14 protein-coding genes are annotated in these 15,668 nt (G+C 62.2%); 4 read left to right on the plus strand and 10 right to left on the minus strand.

What is annotated here, in order from left to right; all coding sequences use genetic code 11:
- Window positions 1-50: 50 nt before the first annotated feature.
- Window positions 51-689 carry a CoA pyrophosphatase gene (locus SH809_07380; GenBank protein ID MDZ4699510.1) on the plus strand — a complete coding sequence of 213 codons (639 nt, stop codon included), beginning with the start codon at window positions 51-53 and terminating at the stop codon, window positions 687-689.
- Window positions 690-729: 40 nt separating this feature from the next.
- On the opposite strand, the gene SH809_07385 is transcribed toward SH809_07380, so the two are convergent.
- The 7 genes from SH809_07385 to SH809_07415 all read right to left on the minus strand — a co-directional run bounded on the left by SH809_07385 (window position 730) and on the right by SH809_07415 (window position 9,430).
- A complete protein-coding gene (locus SH809_07385; protein ID MDZ4699511.1) occupies window positions 730-1,143 on the minus strand; it encodes a SufE family protein in 414 nt (137 codons plus the stop codon).
- Window positions 1,144-1,149: 6 nt separating this feature from the next.
- A complete protein-coding gene (locus tag SH809_07390; protein ID MDZ4699512.1) occupies window positions 1,150-2,070 on the minus strand; it encodes a DUF4249 family protein in 921 nt (306 codons plus the stop codon).
- A complete protein-coding gene (locus tag SH809_07395) occupies window positions 2,045-4,240 on the minus strand; it encodes a TonB-dependent receptor (GenBank protein ID MDZ4699513.1) in 2,196 nt (731 codons plus the stop codon). The genes SH809_07390 and SH809_07395 overlap by 26 nt, the downstream gene beginning before the upstream one ends.
- A gap of 229 nt (window positions 4,241-4,469) precedes the next feature.
- Window positions 4,470-5,585 carry an Mrp/NBP35 family ATP-binding protein gene (locus SH809_07400; GenBank protein ID MDZ4699514.1) on the minus strand — a complete coding sequence of 372 codons (1,116 nt, stop codon included), beginning with the start codon at window positions 5,583-5,585 and terminating at the stop codon, window positions 4,470-4,472.
- A gap of 90 nt (window positions 5,586-5,675) precedes the next feature.
- Entirely contained in the window at window positions 5,676-6,653 is a 978-nt protein-coding gene (locus SH809_07405; GenBank protein MDZ4699515.1) for an exopolyphosphatase, read from the minus strand.
- Window positions 6,650-7,525, minus strand: coding sequence for a 50S ribosomal protein L11 methyltransferase (gene prmA, locus SH809_07410; protein MDZ4699516.1), 876 nt, complete (start codon window positions 7,523-7,525; stop codon window positions 6,650-6,652). The genes SH809_07405 and prmA overlap by 4 nt, the downstream gene beginning before the upstream one ends.
- A 6-nt stretch (window positions 7,526-7,531) precedes the next feature.
- Window positions 7,532-9,430, minus strand: a complete 1,899-nt coding sequence (locus SH809_07415; protein ID MDZ4699517.1) for a hypothetical protein — start codon at window positions 9,428-9,430, stop codon at window positions 7,532-7,534.
- Between the two features lie 330 nt (window positions 9,431-9,760).
- Between SH809_07415 and SH809_07420 the strand changes: the two genes are divergently transcribed.
- From SH809_07420 to SH809_07430, 3 genes are read left to right on the plus strand one after another with little or no spacing between them, the layout of a single operon-like run.
- Window positions 9,761-11,932, plus strand: a complete 2,172-nt coding sequence (locus tag SH809_07420) for a GAF domain-containing SpoIIE family protein phosphatase (GenBank protein ID MDZ4699518.1) — start codon at window positions 9,761-9,763, stop codon at window positions 11,930-11,932.
- A 52-nt stretch (window positions 11,933-11,984) separates the two neighbouring features.
- Entirely contained in the window at window positions 11,985-12,335 is a 351-nt protein-coding gene (locus SH809_07425; protein ID MDZ4699519.1) for an STAS domain-containing protein, read from the plus strand.
- A gap of 55 nt (window positions 12,336-12,390) precedes the next feature.
- Window positions 12,391-12,834 carry an ATP-binding protein gene (locus SH809_07430; GenBank protein ID MDZ4699520.1) on the plus strand — a complete coding sequence of 148 codons (444 nt, stop codon included), beginning with the start codon at window positions 12,391-12,393 and terminating at the stop codon, window positions 12,832-12,834.
- A 167-nt stretch (window positions 12,835-13,001) separates the two neighbouring features.
- Here SH809_07430 and ubiE read toward each other — a convergent pair whose 3' ends face one another.
- Genes ubiE through SH809_07445 form a run of 3 tightly spaced genes read right to left on the minus strand, consistent with a single transcriptional unit; the run spans window position 13,002 to window position 15,668 of the window.
- The gene (ubiE, locus tag SH809_07435; protein ID MDZ4699521.1) at window positions 13,002-13,724 is read right to left on the minus strand and encodes a bifunctional demethylmenaquinone methyltransferase/2-methoxy-6-polyprenyl-1,4-benzoquinol methylase UbiE; all 723 of its coding nucleotides are present in this window, start codon (window positions 13,722-13,724) and stop codon (window positions 13,002-13,004) included.
- A gap of 15 nt (window positions 13,725-13,739) precedes the next feature.
- Window positions 13,740-14,723, minus strand: a complete 984-nt coding sequence (pfkA, locus tag SH809_07440) for a 6-phosphofructokinase (GenBank protein ID MDZ4699522.1) — start codon at window positions 14,721-14,723, stop codon at window positions 13,740-13,742.
- Between the two features lie 39 nt (window positions 14,724-14,762).
- Window positions 14,763-15,668 (minus strand): DUF1460 domain-containing protein, encoded by a 906-nt coding sequence (locus SH809_07445; GenBank protein ID MDZ4699523.1) that lies wholly within the window; start codon window positions 15,666-15,668, stop codon window positions 14,763-14,765.

The following is a 15,668-nucleotide window of genomic DNA, read 5'->3' on the forward strand; positions in this document are numbered from 1 at the left end:
TCGCCGGATACTCTGGATGCCCTGGCTGCTCTGGCGCCCGAGCCCCTCCTATGGCCGATCGTCCGTTCCACGTGCTTGTCGCGCACCTCCGCTCCCGCCTCACGCGCCCACTGCCCGGCGCCGGTGCCCACCTGACGATGGCGCCAGCGTACCGTAGCCAGCCGGATAAACTCAGCATCGAAGGAAAACCCTGCCGCAGCGCCGGCGTCCTCGCGCTCCTCTTCCCCGACGGCGACCACACGGCCATCCTTCTCACCGAACGCCGGCACGACCTCAACCGCCACGCCGGCCAGATCTCGTTCCCCGGCGGCAGCAGCGAACCGGACGAACCCCTCCACCAGACGGCCCTCCGCGAAACACACGAGGAAATCGGCCTCCCACCCCACGCCATCGAACTGCTCGGCGCCCTCTCTCCGCTCTATATCCAGGTCTCGAATTTCTGCGTCTACCCCTTTGTCGGCGTTCTGGAGACGCCCCCCAAAAACCTGGTCCTCCAACCCTCCGAGGTGACGCTCATCCATACCCTCCGCCTTGCCGATCTCCGCCTCCCCGCGACCCGATCCTATGAACCCCGGCTGGTGTACGGACAGACGGTGGACGTCCCGGTATTCGCCGTCAACGGCCTCTCCATCTGGGGCGCCACGGCGATGATGCTCGCGGAGTTGCTCGCTGTCTGCGGGGATGGGTAGGCTGGGGGGGGGTGACGACGCTCCTCCTTCCCATACTCCGTCAACCCGCCTCCTTCAGCCGCCTATAAATCGCCCCCAACCCCTGCCGGCGACGCATACCCAACGCCACGGCCAGGCCCAGGACGCCGAGCAGATCCTCGGGGGCGTCGCGTACTTCCTGGCAATCGGCCCCGTCAAACGTCTCGATCAACATCGACACAAAACCGCGGGCGACCGGGGCCTCGGCCGGCACGTCAGCATGGATCCGCACACACCCCTCGGCGCAGAACGCCACAAAAAATACCGGCGCCTGGCACTCGAGCACGAGGTGCAGGCCGGCGTCGCGGGCCGCCGCCCAGGTTGGATCCAGCGGCGGCAGCCGGCCGGCGTAGTCGGTCAGTACCTCGAGCCGCTCGGCCGCGTCGAGGCCGGCGAATAACGCGGTAAGGGCCTGGAGACGGCTCGCATCGCCCATCGTACCTTATGGGGTCTGGTTCGGGACGATGTTGACAACAAACGAGGAACGGGCGTAACTCCCGAACACCCCCGTGCCGCCATCAACCCGCTCGATTACATTCGGAATCTCCCCGGGCGACAGCGACGACCCTACCTGCTGGACGGACTGGGTCCGGATGAAGTCGTACAGATTATCGTCCAACGCACTGGCGGTCAGCCGATTCTCCCCATAAAAAGCCACGGCGATCCACGGCAACTTGATGGTCAACGTGCCATCCGGATTGGCGACGTAGTTGGCTTCGTTGATCAAGGGCGAATTGGTGATGCGCAGGCCGGCGACATCGTCCTCGTCGTCGCCGGCGACATCGCGATAAAAGGGCGTCAAAAACTCGGCATTGGGCTGAAGCGACTCTGTCGAGAAGATGTAGATGCTCTGCCGGCCGGCATACACGCTGCGCGTCACATCCAGCTCGAGCTGGCTAGCGCCCTGATACACGATGGTGTCCGCATTCGCACTCACGAGTTCGAAAGCGCCCGGCACAAGCGTCTCCGCCGTCACCGCCTGGGCCTCTCCCTGGACCTGGATCTCGAGCCGGTAGGTTCGTTCCGGCAGTACGTTGTCTACCGACGAGGGCAGATACACACCGGGCTCCTGGTTCAGGGCGGAGTAATCGTACACGACATCTATCGAACCATCCGCCGCCAGCAGCAGGATCCGCACCGTAGCGTTTCCGATGGCGTTTTCCTCAAACACATACACCTCGTCCACGTCCGTGCTACGGCTCACGCGGACTTCCGGCATACGCTCGCCGACGAGGAGGTAGGACTCGACGACAACTTCGGGGATGTGGTCGGACGGCGACGTGCTGTCGCAGCCGGCCAGCAACACCAGCGCCACCATCATTACTCCGGTTACGCGGCTAGAAACGAATGCTGAAGGAGACATTGGGAATGGGTACGGGAATCTGGGGAATTTCATTTCGGGTGACGGTATTGTCGTCTTCGAATTCAAAGAAGTAGAACCAGATATTCCGGCGGTTATAGACGTTGATGAGCTGGAGTTGGAGCTCCGACTCGGCGAAGCGGAAGAACTTCCCCTTTCGCGCAAAACCTACGTCCAGCCGGTGATACATCGGCAGCCGGGCGTCGTTAAACGGACTGATGAGCACGTCCACGCTGCCGCTGGTGAACGGGTCGTCCACCAGCCGGTACTGGCTCGCCGGCTCGGTATAGGCCTGGCCCGAGGCGAGGTTAAAGACGCTCGTGAGGCTCCACTTCCGGGACAGGCTGTAATTGCCCACGATGTTCACCTCGTGCCGGCGGTCGTACTTCGGTGGGTAATAATCGAAGTTGTTGATGTCCGGGAAACGCCGCTTTGTCAGGCCGATCGTATACCCGATAAACCCGTTCAACCGGCCTTTTGGCTTCTGGAGCAGCAGCTCGGTGCCATAGGCAAAGCCCTCGCCGAACGTAAATAGATCCGAATACGCCAGGCCGGCCGCGTCCGGGAGGAACGGATCGAGCTGGAAGAGCTGGCGCATGGTACGGTAATAGACCTCGACATCGGCCTGGAGGTCTGCCCCGATGTTGGTCTTGAGCCCGGCCACGAACTGGTCGCCGTACGCCGGCTCCACGCCGTCGTCGGTCGTGAGCCAGAGGTCGAAGCCCGAAAAAAGCTCGCTGGAGATCAGCGTCAGGAACTGGTAGTACCGTCCGTACCCCAACTGTAGCCGGATATTTTCGTCGGGCCGATGCTCGGCCGAGAGACGAGGCTCGAGCCGGAAATAGCGGCCCTGATCGAAGTAGTTGGCCCGCAGGCCGGCCTGAATCTGCCAGTCGGGTTTCGGGCGGAAGATCTCCTGGGCGTACACGGAGAGATACGGGGATTGGATGCGCTCCTCGAGCCCGACAACATCGTCGAACGTGTCGCGCAGCCGGAGGGTGAACATCCCGCTCCAGAAGCCCACTTCGAATTGATGGCGCTCGTTCGGGATGTACTCGAAGTCGCCCTTCGCCGACAGGTCGTATACGTTGTTCGTACGGCTGGATTCGCTGCCGGCGATGCTAAACAGCGGCCGGTTGAAGTACCGCGAATAGGTGAGGGTGAAGTTGGAGAACAGCTTCTGGTTAAACAGATGCGTCCAGTTCGTGCTCAGCGTCCGATTACCGTACGCCAGTTTGATGCGGGCGTCGTCGACAAACGGCAGGTCCAGCTCGTCGGTGCCGCCGTAAAAGGCGACCGACAGCCGGTCGTTTTCGCCGGCGTCGAAGTTCAGTTTCCCGTTGACGTCGATGAAGTAGAATCCATCGGGAATCCCGTCGACATCCGCCTTGCGCAACGCGCCGAGGAGCGGCTCCAGCGTGGAGCGCCGAACGGCCAGCATCCACGATCCCTTCTTGTAGGGTCCCTCCAGAATTGCCCGGCTCGCGAGCAGGCCCAGGCTCAGGCCGCCTTGGGTTTTCAGGCGGTTGCCGTCTTTGTTGTAGATATCGACCACCGACCCGAGCCGGCCGCCGTACTCCGCGGGGTATCCGCCCTTGTAGAGGCGCACATCCTTGATCGCGTCCGGGTTGAAGGTGGAGAAAAAGCCAAAAAAGTGGGTCGGATTGTAGACGGTCGTCCGGTCCAGCAAGATGAGCGTCTGATCCGGGCTCCCGCCGCGGATGTAAAGGCCGCTGGAATAGTCCGATGCCGCCTTCACCCCCGGTAGCAGCTGCAATGAGCGGAATACATCCGGCTCCAGGATGGTCGGCACCTGGCGGACGATCTCGGTCGTCATCTGGGTCACGCCGATCCGCCGGATCTCCTCCTCCAATTCTTTCTCCGCCGTCACGGTGACGCCTTCGAGCATCACACTCTCTGGGGACAGTTCGATATCCAGCCGGCGCGCCTGCCCCGGCTGGAGCGTGACGGGGATGCGGAGCGGCTGATAGCCGATGTAGGTACCGATGACGATATAATCGCCGGCGGGCAACCCGTTCATGGCATAATAGCCGCTGTTGTTCGTCGCGGCCCCATAATCGGTGTCGAGCAGGACGACGTTGGCCAGCAGCAGCGTCTCACCGGAGGTGGCATCCTTGACGAATCCGCTGATCGACGCTGTATTTTGACCCAAAGCGGGGACTGCGAGAAGCGAAACCAGGAAGAGAAAAACAAACGATCTATACGTCATGAATACAGATTGGCAGATGGAATGCCTGGCGCGAACGGCCGGACTGCGCCGGGTACGAGCCCGCGCTCGCGAGGTTTCGGCTCGATTAGCCGACACGCATTAAGAAACGATTAGCCTTTTGACAGGACTACACGGCATCGTTGAAGGATGCCCAGGGGCGGGTCAAGAAAGATCAGCGGTAGAGGATTTCAACGCGGGTCTGGGCCGATTTTCGGGCCCGATGCAACGCGATATGGGTAGCCGCCTGCTCGGCCAGGCCCTTGAAGGCGCGCGCCGACGGCCCCTCCTCATCGGCTATGACGATCGGCACGCCGGCGTCACCGCTCTCTCGCAGCTTCTGCTCGATCGGCACTTCGCCCAGGAACGGCACGTCGAGCGTTTCGGCCAGCCGGCGGGCGCCACCCTGGCCAAAGAGATAGTACTTCCGATCCGGCAGGTCCGGCGGCGTGAAATACGCCATGTTCTCCACAATGCCCAGCACAGGGACGTGTACGTTCTGGAACATGGAGACCCCCCGCTTCGCATCGGCGAGGGCGACATCCTGCGGCGTGGAGACGATGATCGCGCCGGTCAAGTCGAGCGTCTGGACGATGGTCAGCTGGATGTCGCCGGTGCCCGGCGGCAGGTCCAATATGAGGTAATCGAGATCCCCCCACGCGGCGTCGGCCAGGAACTGGCGCACGGCACCGGATACCATCGGACCCCGCCAGATTACGGCCTGATCGGTGTCCGCCAATAACCCCATCGAGAGGAGCCGCACGCCGTAGCGTTCGATCGGGACAATCTTGCGGTCCGCGTTCACGCGGGGTTTTTCATGCTGGATGCCGAACATCGTCGGGATCGACGGACCGTAAATGTCGGTGTCGACGAGCCCCACGGCGAAGCCTTGCTTCGCGAGGGATGCCGCCAGGTTCACGGCCACCGTGCTTTTCCCCACGCCTCCCTTGCCCGACGCCACGGCGATCGTACTCGTCCGCCCGAATTCAACCCGCCCCGGCCGGCCCGCATCCGCCGGCGTTCCGCCCATTCCGAGCGAGATCATCTCATGATCCAGGGCCACGGCCACGTCCACGCCGGCGCCCAACTCGCGCGTGAGGGCGTCGGTCGCCAGCCGGACGGCCTGGGCCCCGAATGTGTTGCCGGGGTCGGACAATACCAGCGTCAGCGAAACGCGATTTTCGCCCAACTGAAGGTCTCGGACGCGGTCGTTGCGCACCAGGTCGAGCCCGTTCGAGGGGTCGATGACCGTTCGTAAGGCACGGAGGATTGATGCGGGGTTGGGCGCCATCTCGATAGCTCTGGAGGCTCGTTTAAGTCGTGGTGGAAGAGGTGCACCTGAGCGCCGAGTGGGACCTAGGCCCGTGGGCTTTGTTCCGTCTTACACGCCGGCGAGGCCCCGCCAGTGACGCAACGCCAGCCCGTGGCGGAGGCCGCGGTGCGCCGCCCGTATCGTGGGCGTTCCTGAGAGCCGCATCACGGTTTCGAGGATGAGCAGGCCGGCCGGAAACACATCCGCCCGCCCGTTCATAACGGCCGGATTGATGGCCAGCACTTCCTCGAACGAATGGGCCATCAACCGGGTGCGCCAGCGCTCGACGTCCTCAAGACGCAGCACCGGACGCGGGTCCGGTAGATCCTCCCAGCGGCTAACGCCCTGCGCGATCAGGGCGAGCGAGGTCGTGGTGCCGGATGCGCCGAGCAGTAGCGTGTCTTCGGGGACAGTCAGATCGGCCGTAGCCAGGGTTTGCCGCACCCACGCGGCCGCGGCGTCGATCTCGGCCGGCGCCGGCGGTTGAGAGGTAAAGAAACGCTCGGTCAGGCGGACGCCCCCCAGGTCGAAGCTGACGGCGTCGTGGACGCGCCACACGCCGGCGGCGGCATCCCAGGCGCCGACCACCCGCTCCGTCGATCCCCCACCGATGTCGAGCGTAGCGACCAACCCGGGCCGAGGAGGCAGGTCTGAGAGTGCGCCGTTAAAACTCCACAACGCCTCCTCCTCGCCGCTAAGAATCTCGTAGCTCAGCCCGGTCTCGTCCCGGACGAAGTCGACCAGTTCCTGACTGTTCTTCGCATCCCGGGAAGCGCTCGTCGCGGCGACGATGATGGTTGATGCGCCCCATCGGGCCGCGGTGGTTTTGTACGCGAGTAGGGCTTCACGAAGCCGGGTCATAGCCTCGGGCTGGATCCGGCGGTGTTCGTCGACACCGGCGCCAAGGCGGACAAAGCGATCCTCGGTGGCGCAGACCCTGAGGCCGTCGCCCGTGCGTTCGGCTACCAGCAACAACGCGGTGTTGGTGCCTACATCGATCGTCGCGACGCGATCCGGTGTGCCCGTAGCCGGAAAAGTCGACATCATGCCGGGCTCAACGTAAGATGCACGGCCCACCAGGCGTTTTCACGCGCTTCGTGTACGAGCGAAAACCCGTTACGCTCGGCTTCGGCGAGCATCTCCTCCCGATCGACCACCAGCAGGCCGGCCAGCGCCAGCGCTCCGCCGGGCCGTAGCTTACGAGCCAGGTGCGGCAGATACTCGATCAGCACGCTTTTGTGGATATTGGCAAGGATCGCGTCGAACCAGGCATCCGAGATCACATCCAATTCGCCGATACGAACCTCCACCTCCCCACCCGCCGCATTGGCCGCCACATTCTCGCGGGCATTGTCCAGAATCCAGGGGTCGTTATCAAACGCGACCACCCGCGCGGCGCCGAGTTTCTGGGCGGCGATGGCGAGGATGCCCGTGCCGGTGCCGGCGTCTAGCACCTGCATGCCGGGGGCGACGATCCCGGGGGCCAGGCCCAGCATGAGACGCGTGCTTTCGTGGTGCCCGGTGCCAAAGCTCATCTTGGGGTCGATCACCAACTCGATCGGGTGCGCCTCGGACGCCATCGGCGGGTGCCAGCTGGCGCGGACGACAAACGGGCCGGCGGCCACGGGTTCGATCGACGCCTCCCAGGGGGCATTCCAATCCTGCATCGGGATGCGCCGCTCTTCACCGGGACGAGGAAGGCCGGCATCGTCCAGACCGGCGAAAAGCGCCGCCCGACGGGCCTCGTCCCACGCCAAAGCCGGCACGTAAGCGTTGAAGCGATCATCCTCCTGCAAAAAAGCGACAAAACCGCGCGCGTCCAGTTCGGCGATCAACACCTCCTGCTCGTCAGGCGCGGCGATAAACGTCAGCTCGACCGTATCGCCGGACGAGGTGTCTACATGGGGAGCGGTAGTCAAAAGCGGTCAGGGGGTTTCATGGATGCGGCTGATCACGAGGCCCCAGGCCTCGGGGTGGGTCGGCGGGTCGTTGTCAAAATCGCCAAAGGCGTGGGTGCCGTCCGTTTCGTACCGAGCGAGATACCGACCGGCTTCGAGGACGATTCCACCTTCGAACATGCGGTTGGCATTCCCGCCGCCGGCGTGGGTGGTGTTGTCGCGGCTCATGCTCCACACCACGGTTTGGTCCTCCTCTCGAAGGATCTGTCCGTAGTCGTACAACCCGCCGCTCAGCGAGATTTCGCCCATGGCGCGGATGTGGAGCACGGTCTTGCCGGAGAGCTCGAACGCCATTTCTCGGGTTTCGTTGCTTCCGACCGATGACAACGAGATCAGCACATTACCCGGCAACGGCTGGAAAGCCGCGATCGCCGGCATCGGCGGCATGGGTGGCAGGGCCGGCTCGGGCGTGACCTCGACCGCGACTTCTGCGTCCGGATTCAGGTCGAATGTGCCCTGAGGGGTGAAGGGCGGAGGGGTATCGGCGTGGAATCCAAAGAGGGAAATTCCCCACCGATCAGAATGGCGGGCACGATCCCGACGCCAGTCACCGTGGGCGTGGGCGTAGTCCGATACGTAGTACAACGCATAGCCGCCCGGCGCCAGCCGAAGGACGTCGAATTGCTCTCGATTGTCGTCGCTCCCGCCGGCATGCTGGCTGACGTCATACGTCATTTCCCACAGGCTTTGGGAGGGATCGGGACTGACATCTCTATTTGTCAGCGCGCCCATCCGATTGGCCGGCACGCGTTCGATCCAGCCGTAGTCGAAGCGGTCGTGCTCGGTCAGTTCACCCATGCCGTAGACCATAAACACAGACGGTGCGTCGACCGTGAAGTAGGATACTTTAAACGCATCGTTGCCCACGCGGTCCATGGCGACGAGCGGCACGCTATCGGTCCAGGGGTCGATCGTCTGGAGGGCGGCGCGTTGCTCCGGGTGTGTGATCGAGAGGGACATGCCCCAGCTCTCGGGATCGAAGGGAGGATTCGCGAGCCATTCCGCATAGGCGTGGGTCTGATCGGTATGGTACACCGCCCGGTAGATCCCCGCGGGCAAAACGATCGCCTCGGTGACGGTCCGGTTCTCGGGAGCGCCGCCGGCGGGACGGGTGCCGTCGGCCGACATCTGCCACACCTTCAGGCCGGTCCCTACATCCTCGATCCACCCGGTATCGTTGGCTTCGCTGGTGATCTCCCCGGTGGCCCGGATGCCCATCGAAACGGCCTCCTTGAGGCGAAACAGGGTATAGCGGGTCTCGGCATTACCCACAGCCGTGGCGGCCCAGAGGAGGTTATCCGACGAGAAGGCCGGGTCGTCCGCGGGATGGTCCGCCGTGGCGCCTTTGCCAGCGTCGTCCGTGGCGTCGATGACCACCTGCCAGCGCCGGGCATCGTCCTGCCAGCGCTGCCGTGTCAGGAGGCGATCGAAGAGCGTATTCGACGGCTGGCCGAGGCTGGAGCCTGAAAGAAAGCCGCCGTAAGACGCGAAATAGACCCCATATTCCCCGGCGGGGAGGACAAGCGAGTCGTCGCTCTGCGCCAGCAGCCCGCGGCCGGCCACCGTATTCGTGCCGGGGTCCATTTTCCAGACAGGCTCCCGCGAGGCGCGGTCCAGAATCCAGGCGTAGGCGGCCAACTGTCGCGTCTCGCCGGCGCGGTGATCGTAGGCGCCGACCGCGTGTATGGAGAGGCGAGTCCGCGTGGCGAGCGAAAATGACTCCTCGTGGAGTTCATGGGCGCCGAGGTCGTCCATGACTACGAGACCATCGGGCGAAGGTGGCCCCAAAATGACGCGCACGAGCAGTACTACAGTGATGCCGGCGAGTGCCATCAACTGCCAACGAACGACTTTATTCTTTTCCATGAGCGCTTTGGGGATCCGGCCGAGTGTGAAGCATGCCCTTGCTACGAGCCGACTGGCTGGAAGTTACCGCCGGCCGGGTTTTTCGCGGGCCCTCGGAGGGATGCGAAAGTCCCTCTCCTGATGTAGCTTGAAGCGTGACCGGTTCCGCATCAGGTGTAACAAATCACATGCTGGGCAGTAGGAGGAAGGGTTCGAAAACTCGCCTATGGCCCGCGCTCCGATCTTCGCCTCCAGGCGCCTCACATGCCCGTTCAATTCCTAGCCAAAGCAGTAGACAGTACGCGCTGGTCGAAATTGGACTCGCGGGCTGGGCGTACTGCGCTGCTGATCGTGGCGGCCGGCAGTGTTGTGCTGGGCTTCATCTACCATGTCATGGCCATGAGGGCCGGGGCGCCACCGACCTTCTTCGTGTCGGTGCTCTACAATGTGATGGTGATCGTCGGCTATGCCTCGATCGGGCTCCTCCTGGCCTTCCGCTTCCAGCGCAGAACCACCTCGCCGGCGCGGGTATTTTGGACGATCCTCTTTTTCGGGCTGATTTTTATTGCCATCGCCAGCTACATCACCTCCATCGGCCGCGAAGTCGACGAGGTCTTGCTGGACCTTTATGAGGCGGAGGGTGAATTCGACTACTACACCGGCGTGCCGCGTGTGTTTGTCACGGTCATCAAGATCAACCTGCTGAGTCTCCTGGGGTCGATCTTCGCCTTTTACGTGCTGATCCGCATCGGCAGCCTCGTGTTGTTTAAGCGGACAAAGCTCAGCCAGCGCAACTGGCAGATCATGATGGCGCTGTTCGGCCTTTCGGCGGCGACGGCATTCATGAAATCGCCCCAGTCGGATCCCGACATCTACCAGCTGGTCGCCCTCATCCCCGCCATCGGATTTATGATGGTCAACTCGTTTCGGGCCTCCTGGATCGTATACATGACGTTCCAGGAGAAAATGATCAGCATCGGGTTATCGATGCTGCTGCTGCTGTTCCTGTTGATCGGGTTGGGCATCACGTCCATCGCCAATCCGTTGCCGTTCCTTTCGGACCTTCGGGTCTACGTGCTCTACTACAACTACGTCCTGTACCTCTTCGTAATGCTCGTTCTGGGTTTCGGGGTGATGTACACGACGGCGTCGTTGTTGCTGCTCCTCTTCCATCTCCCTACCACGGGCGATTTCCAACGGCGCACCCACGAACGCGTGGTCATGCAGTCCCTGACCAATCTGGTCTCGCAGGCGTTCGACCCCGAGAAGCTGTACACCACCGTAGCCTCGTCACCGGTCGAAGCCGGCACAGCGGATACCGGCTGGCTGGCCATAGCCGATCCCAAATCAGGGTCGCTCCAACCGGACATTGTAGCGTCGGCGAACATCACCCCGAATCGGGTTACCCGGCTGATGGACATCGCGGCGCTCTACGGCGAACTCAGTGCGTCGCGGACTTCGCTCTACCTCGAGCAGGCCTCCACGGACCATCGGTTGAACGTACGACCCGGCGACGGCTTCAGCAGCCTGCTCGCCGTCCCGCTCGTGGCGCGGGAGGAAATGCTGGGGGCGTTGTTCGTTACCAAAGAGGTAGCGCACGGCTTCGAGAAAGACGACATCGAGTCCATCCACATGTTCGCCGCCCAGGCGGCCCTCGCGCTGGATAACGCCCGGCTCTTCAAGGAGCAGATCGAAAAAGAACGCCTCGCGCGAGAATTGGATATCGCGCGCGAGGTACAGCGCAAGCTGCTCCCGCAGTGCCTGCCGCGCTTCAAGGGTCTCAGCGTGTATGCCTCCAACGTCTCGGCCCAACAGGTGGGCGGGGATTATTACGACTTCCTGCAGCTCGATGAACACCGTCTGTGCGTCGTCATCGGCGATGTCTCCGGCAAAGGCGCCTCCGCCGCGTTTTACATGGCGGTGATGCAGGGCATCTTCCAGTCGGTCAGCCGGCTCGCCCCCCGCCCGATCGATTTCCTCCGTCATGCCAACGCCGCCCTTGCGCACTCGCTCGACAAAAACGTATTTATCTCGCTGATTTATGGTATCCTGGACATCCAGCGGGAAGAATTCGTGTTCGCTCGCGCTGGCCATAACCCGCTGGCCACGATCAATTTGCACGGCGAAGCGAAGTATATTCGCCCCGACGGCATCGGGCTGGGGCTCGATCGGGGCGGGCTCTTCGAGCGATCGCTCCAGGAGGTCACCGTGCCGCTCCAACCGGGCGACGCGTTTGTGTTGTACACCGACGGCCTGGTCGAAAGCCGAAATCTCCTGGGCGAGGAGTATGGCTACGACCGCATGCTCGAGGCGATGCGCCGCCACCGAGACGAAGAAGCCGCCGGCCTGCATGATGCCTTGATCACGGACCTACAACAGTTCGTGGGGCCCAAACCCTACGACGACGATATGACGCTCATGGTCTTCAAATGGCATGGGATCGACGTGCCCACCGGCGGCCACGCCTCCAGCCAGCAACGAACGGCGACGCCCCCGGTGTCGCTGCTCGGCGCTAAACCCTGAGCGGGCGTCTACCGCCATCATTTGTTGAAGCAACGATAAGACACCCAAAGCGATGAGCAATTTTTCAGTCGGATTCCGATCCAACACAACTATCGAGGTGCTGGATCTCAATGGAGAACTCGACGCCCATACGGCTTCCGAACTCGAAGCCGCGATCCAGAAATGCAAGAACGAGGCTACGTACCGGATTGTCGTCAACGGCGCCAATCTCCAGTATATCTCGAGCGCCGGCCTCGGCGTGTTCATGGCCTATATTGAAGAACTGCGAGCCAAAGGCGGCGACATCAAGATCGCTGCCCTCCAACCCAAAGTGTATAACGTGTTCGATTTGCTGGGCTTCCCGATGCTGTTCGACATCGTCGATACCGAAGCCGAAGCCATCGCACGCTTTAATCGCACGTAAGCCTGTTTCCTCCCGCCTCCACCCTGCGACCAGCCCACTTATCCATGTAACTTCCGTGGCTCGCTCAACTTACCAACTCTCCATTCCCAGTTCGACGCGCTATCTGGAAAAGGTGCGCCGTTTTGTGGAAACGCACACCGTTGAGGCCGGCTTCTCGCTGGAGTCGGTGGAGCAGTTCAAGGTGGCTGTGGACGAAGCGTGTACAAACGTCATCAAACACGCTTACAGCGGAGACGAAACGCGGGTGCTGGACATCAGCGTCATCCTGGAGGGCAACCAATGCACCATTCGCATCCGCGACGATGGGTATTCCTTCAAGCCATCGGAGTATGCTGAACCCAACATCTTCGAACTCGCCAAAAAACGCCACGCCGGCGGATTCGGCGTCCACATCATGCGCCGGCTGATGGATCGCGTCGAATACGAATACGACGACGGCATCAACGAAGTGCGGCTGATCAAATTCCTGGACAAGAAGTCCGCGCAGAATGGAGCCTGAGAAAGGAAAAAGTGAAAAGGAAAAAGTGAAAAGGAAAAAGGTAAAAGGAAAAAGCGAGAAGTACGGTGTCAGAACAGGCATCGGCATGGTGGATGCAGGCCAGCACTTGCCATTAGCAATCACCTTTTACTTTACCCTTTTACTTTACCCTTTTACCTTTTACCTTCCTACGCCACTCCTTTATACAGCGACACAATCCCCAGCGTCAGCGGGCGGGCGGCGACATCGGTGAAGCCGGCCTGGCGCAACTCTTGCAAGAAGGCTTCGCCGGAGGGGAACGCGGCGATCGAATCCGGCAGGTACTTGTAGGCCCCACTGTCCTTCGATATGGCCCCGCCGATGCGCGGAAGCAAAAACCGGGTATAGAACTGGTAGATCTGCTTCACGGGAAACAGCGTCGGCTGACTGAACTCGAGCACGACGAACGCACTCCCGGGCTTCAGCACGCGGCGGATATCTTTCAGGCCGGCCTTCAGGTCCTCGAAATTACGTACCCCGAAGGCCACCAGCGCCCCATCGAACTGCCGATCGGAAAACGGCAGCCGCTCCGCATCGCCGCGCTGCAGCATGATCTCGTCGGTATACCCCAGCCGGGCGATCTTCTCGCGACCGATACGCAGCATCTCCTCCGAAATATCTACCCCCACGATTTTTTCGGGCTCGATCGAACGCGCCTCGATCGCCAGATCCGCCGTCCCCGTCGCCACGTCCAGGATGCGCCTCGGCTTGTATTCGGCCAGCCAGGCCACCGCCTTCTTACGCCAGGCGCGGTCGATACCGCCACTCAACAGCCGGTTCAACAGATCGTAGCGAGGCGCTATCGCATCGAACATCGCCTCAACGTGTTTCTTCTTACCTTCGACTTCTCCGACGGGCGGGTAGTGTTTCATGGGTCAGGGTCGTGCTCAGCTGATCAACTGCGTGAGCTTGAGCAATTCGTAATCGATGTTTTTCTTGCGGCTCCACACGTTCCGCATGGGGGTGAGTTTCACTTCGTTGTTCACGATCCCGACCATCACATTCGCATGGCCTTCGAGCAGGGCCTCGACGGCATGCGAGCCGAGAAGGCTGGCCAGGACGCGGTCCCGCGCATTCGGCGAACCGCCCCGTTGTGTATGGCCCAGGATGCACACACGCAGATCGATGGCGTCGAACGCCGGATCGGCCTTCAGCATCTCCGCAATACGCGTCGCGCCGCCAAACTCTTCGCCCTCGGCCACGATGACGATGGAGGAACGCATCTGAGCAGACATGAGCGAAAAAATCCGGTCCTTCACGGAGTCCATGTCCGTCAGCGTCTCGGGAATGAGCACCAGTTCCGCCCCGCCGCCGATCGCACAGTTGAGCGCGATGAAACCGGCGTCGCGCCCCATCACCTCGACGATGAAGAGCCGGTCGTGCGCGTCGGCCGTATCCCGGATCCGATCGATGTTCTGGATCGCGGTATTGAGTGCCGTGTCGTACCCGATCGTTTCGTCGGTGCCGAACAAATCGTTGTCGATGGTACCCGGGCATCCTACAGTAGGCACACCGTGTTCTTCAAAAAATAGGGCCGCCCCACGCAGCGTGCCGTCCCCACCGATGCCCACCAGGCCTTCGATGCCGGCCTCACGCAACCGATCCGCGGCCTTTTGCCGGCCCTCCTTCGTCCGAAACGCGTCCGAGCGCGCGCTTTTCAGGATCGTTCCGCCCATCTGGAGGATGTGGGAAACGGAGCGGGCATCCATTTCCACGAAGTCGCCGTCGATCATGCCGGCATACCCCCGCCGGATCCCGAGGACGTCCAGGTCGTGCGCCAGCGCCGTGCGAACGACGGCGCGTAGACAGGCGTTCATCCCCGGCGCATCCCCGCCACTGGTGTAGACACCTATCCGTTTGATCACATCCATAGTCGTAACAAAGCCTGAAATGGGAATCCCGGAGGGGCGTTACAACGGTCTCGCCACCACAATACCGATCTGACGCCGATTGTTTTCCACGTACGATTGAAGATCCGGCGAAACCGTCACCCCGGCGGAGGTCGACGCATGCAGCAGCCCGATGCGCCCGTCGCCAAACGCATACACCAGACCCGTATGCGCGACATCCAGCCCCTCGATATCCGTCGCCAGCGCCACGATGTCGCCCGCCTGCAGCCGCTCGTATACCTCGTGGATACGCTCCTGCGGGATGTACGTCAGGCGCAGCGACTGCAGCCGGCCCTCGATCGTCCGGAGTTCGCCAAACAGGCTGTCGCTGCGGACCAGTTGCGGATAACTCGCCCGGTGTTCGCTCATGAACGTAAGCGATTTCTCGAGCGGAATGCCTCCCAACGACTCGGTGAGGGGCGCGACGATCCGACGCCGTCCGTTGTCCTCAATCCACTCCGAAAAATAGTGGAGCCGGCTACAGTAACCCTCAAGCTGCCCGTCGCGATAGCGTTGCTCGGTGAGGTGGCGGGCGAACGACGCGTAATTATACGCCTCGTCGCGGATCCCACGCGCCATGGCGAGCATGGATTCGACGAAGGTGACGCAATCGAAACCCATGAAGCCTACCACGAGCGTCTCCTCCTCGTTACGATCCAGCGTGCCGGCCTCGTAGGGTGTCTCCACAAGCGTTTCCCCGAGCGCCTGCATGATCTCGCCGATAGGCTTTTCGGATAGTCGATTCGCCCGCGCAAAAGCCATCGCCGTCTCAAACCGGCGCGCCGTCGCGCTATCGGGCGGGGCTATGGCAGCCACCTGAACGACGGGTAACGATGCCCCGGTAACCGGGGCGGACTCCTGCTGGCAGCCGGCGGCCAGGATACCCGGCATCAACACGACAACAAAAACGAAGGAAGGTCGAAGCAT

The sequence above is a fragment of the Rhodothermales bacterium genome (genome assembly GCA_034439735.1).
Classification (GTDB): domain Bacteria; phylum Bacteroidota; class Rhodothermia; order Rhodothermales; family JAHQVL01; genus JAWKNW01.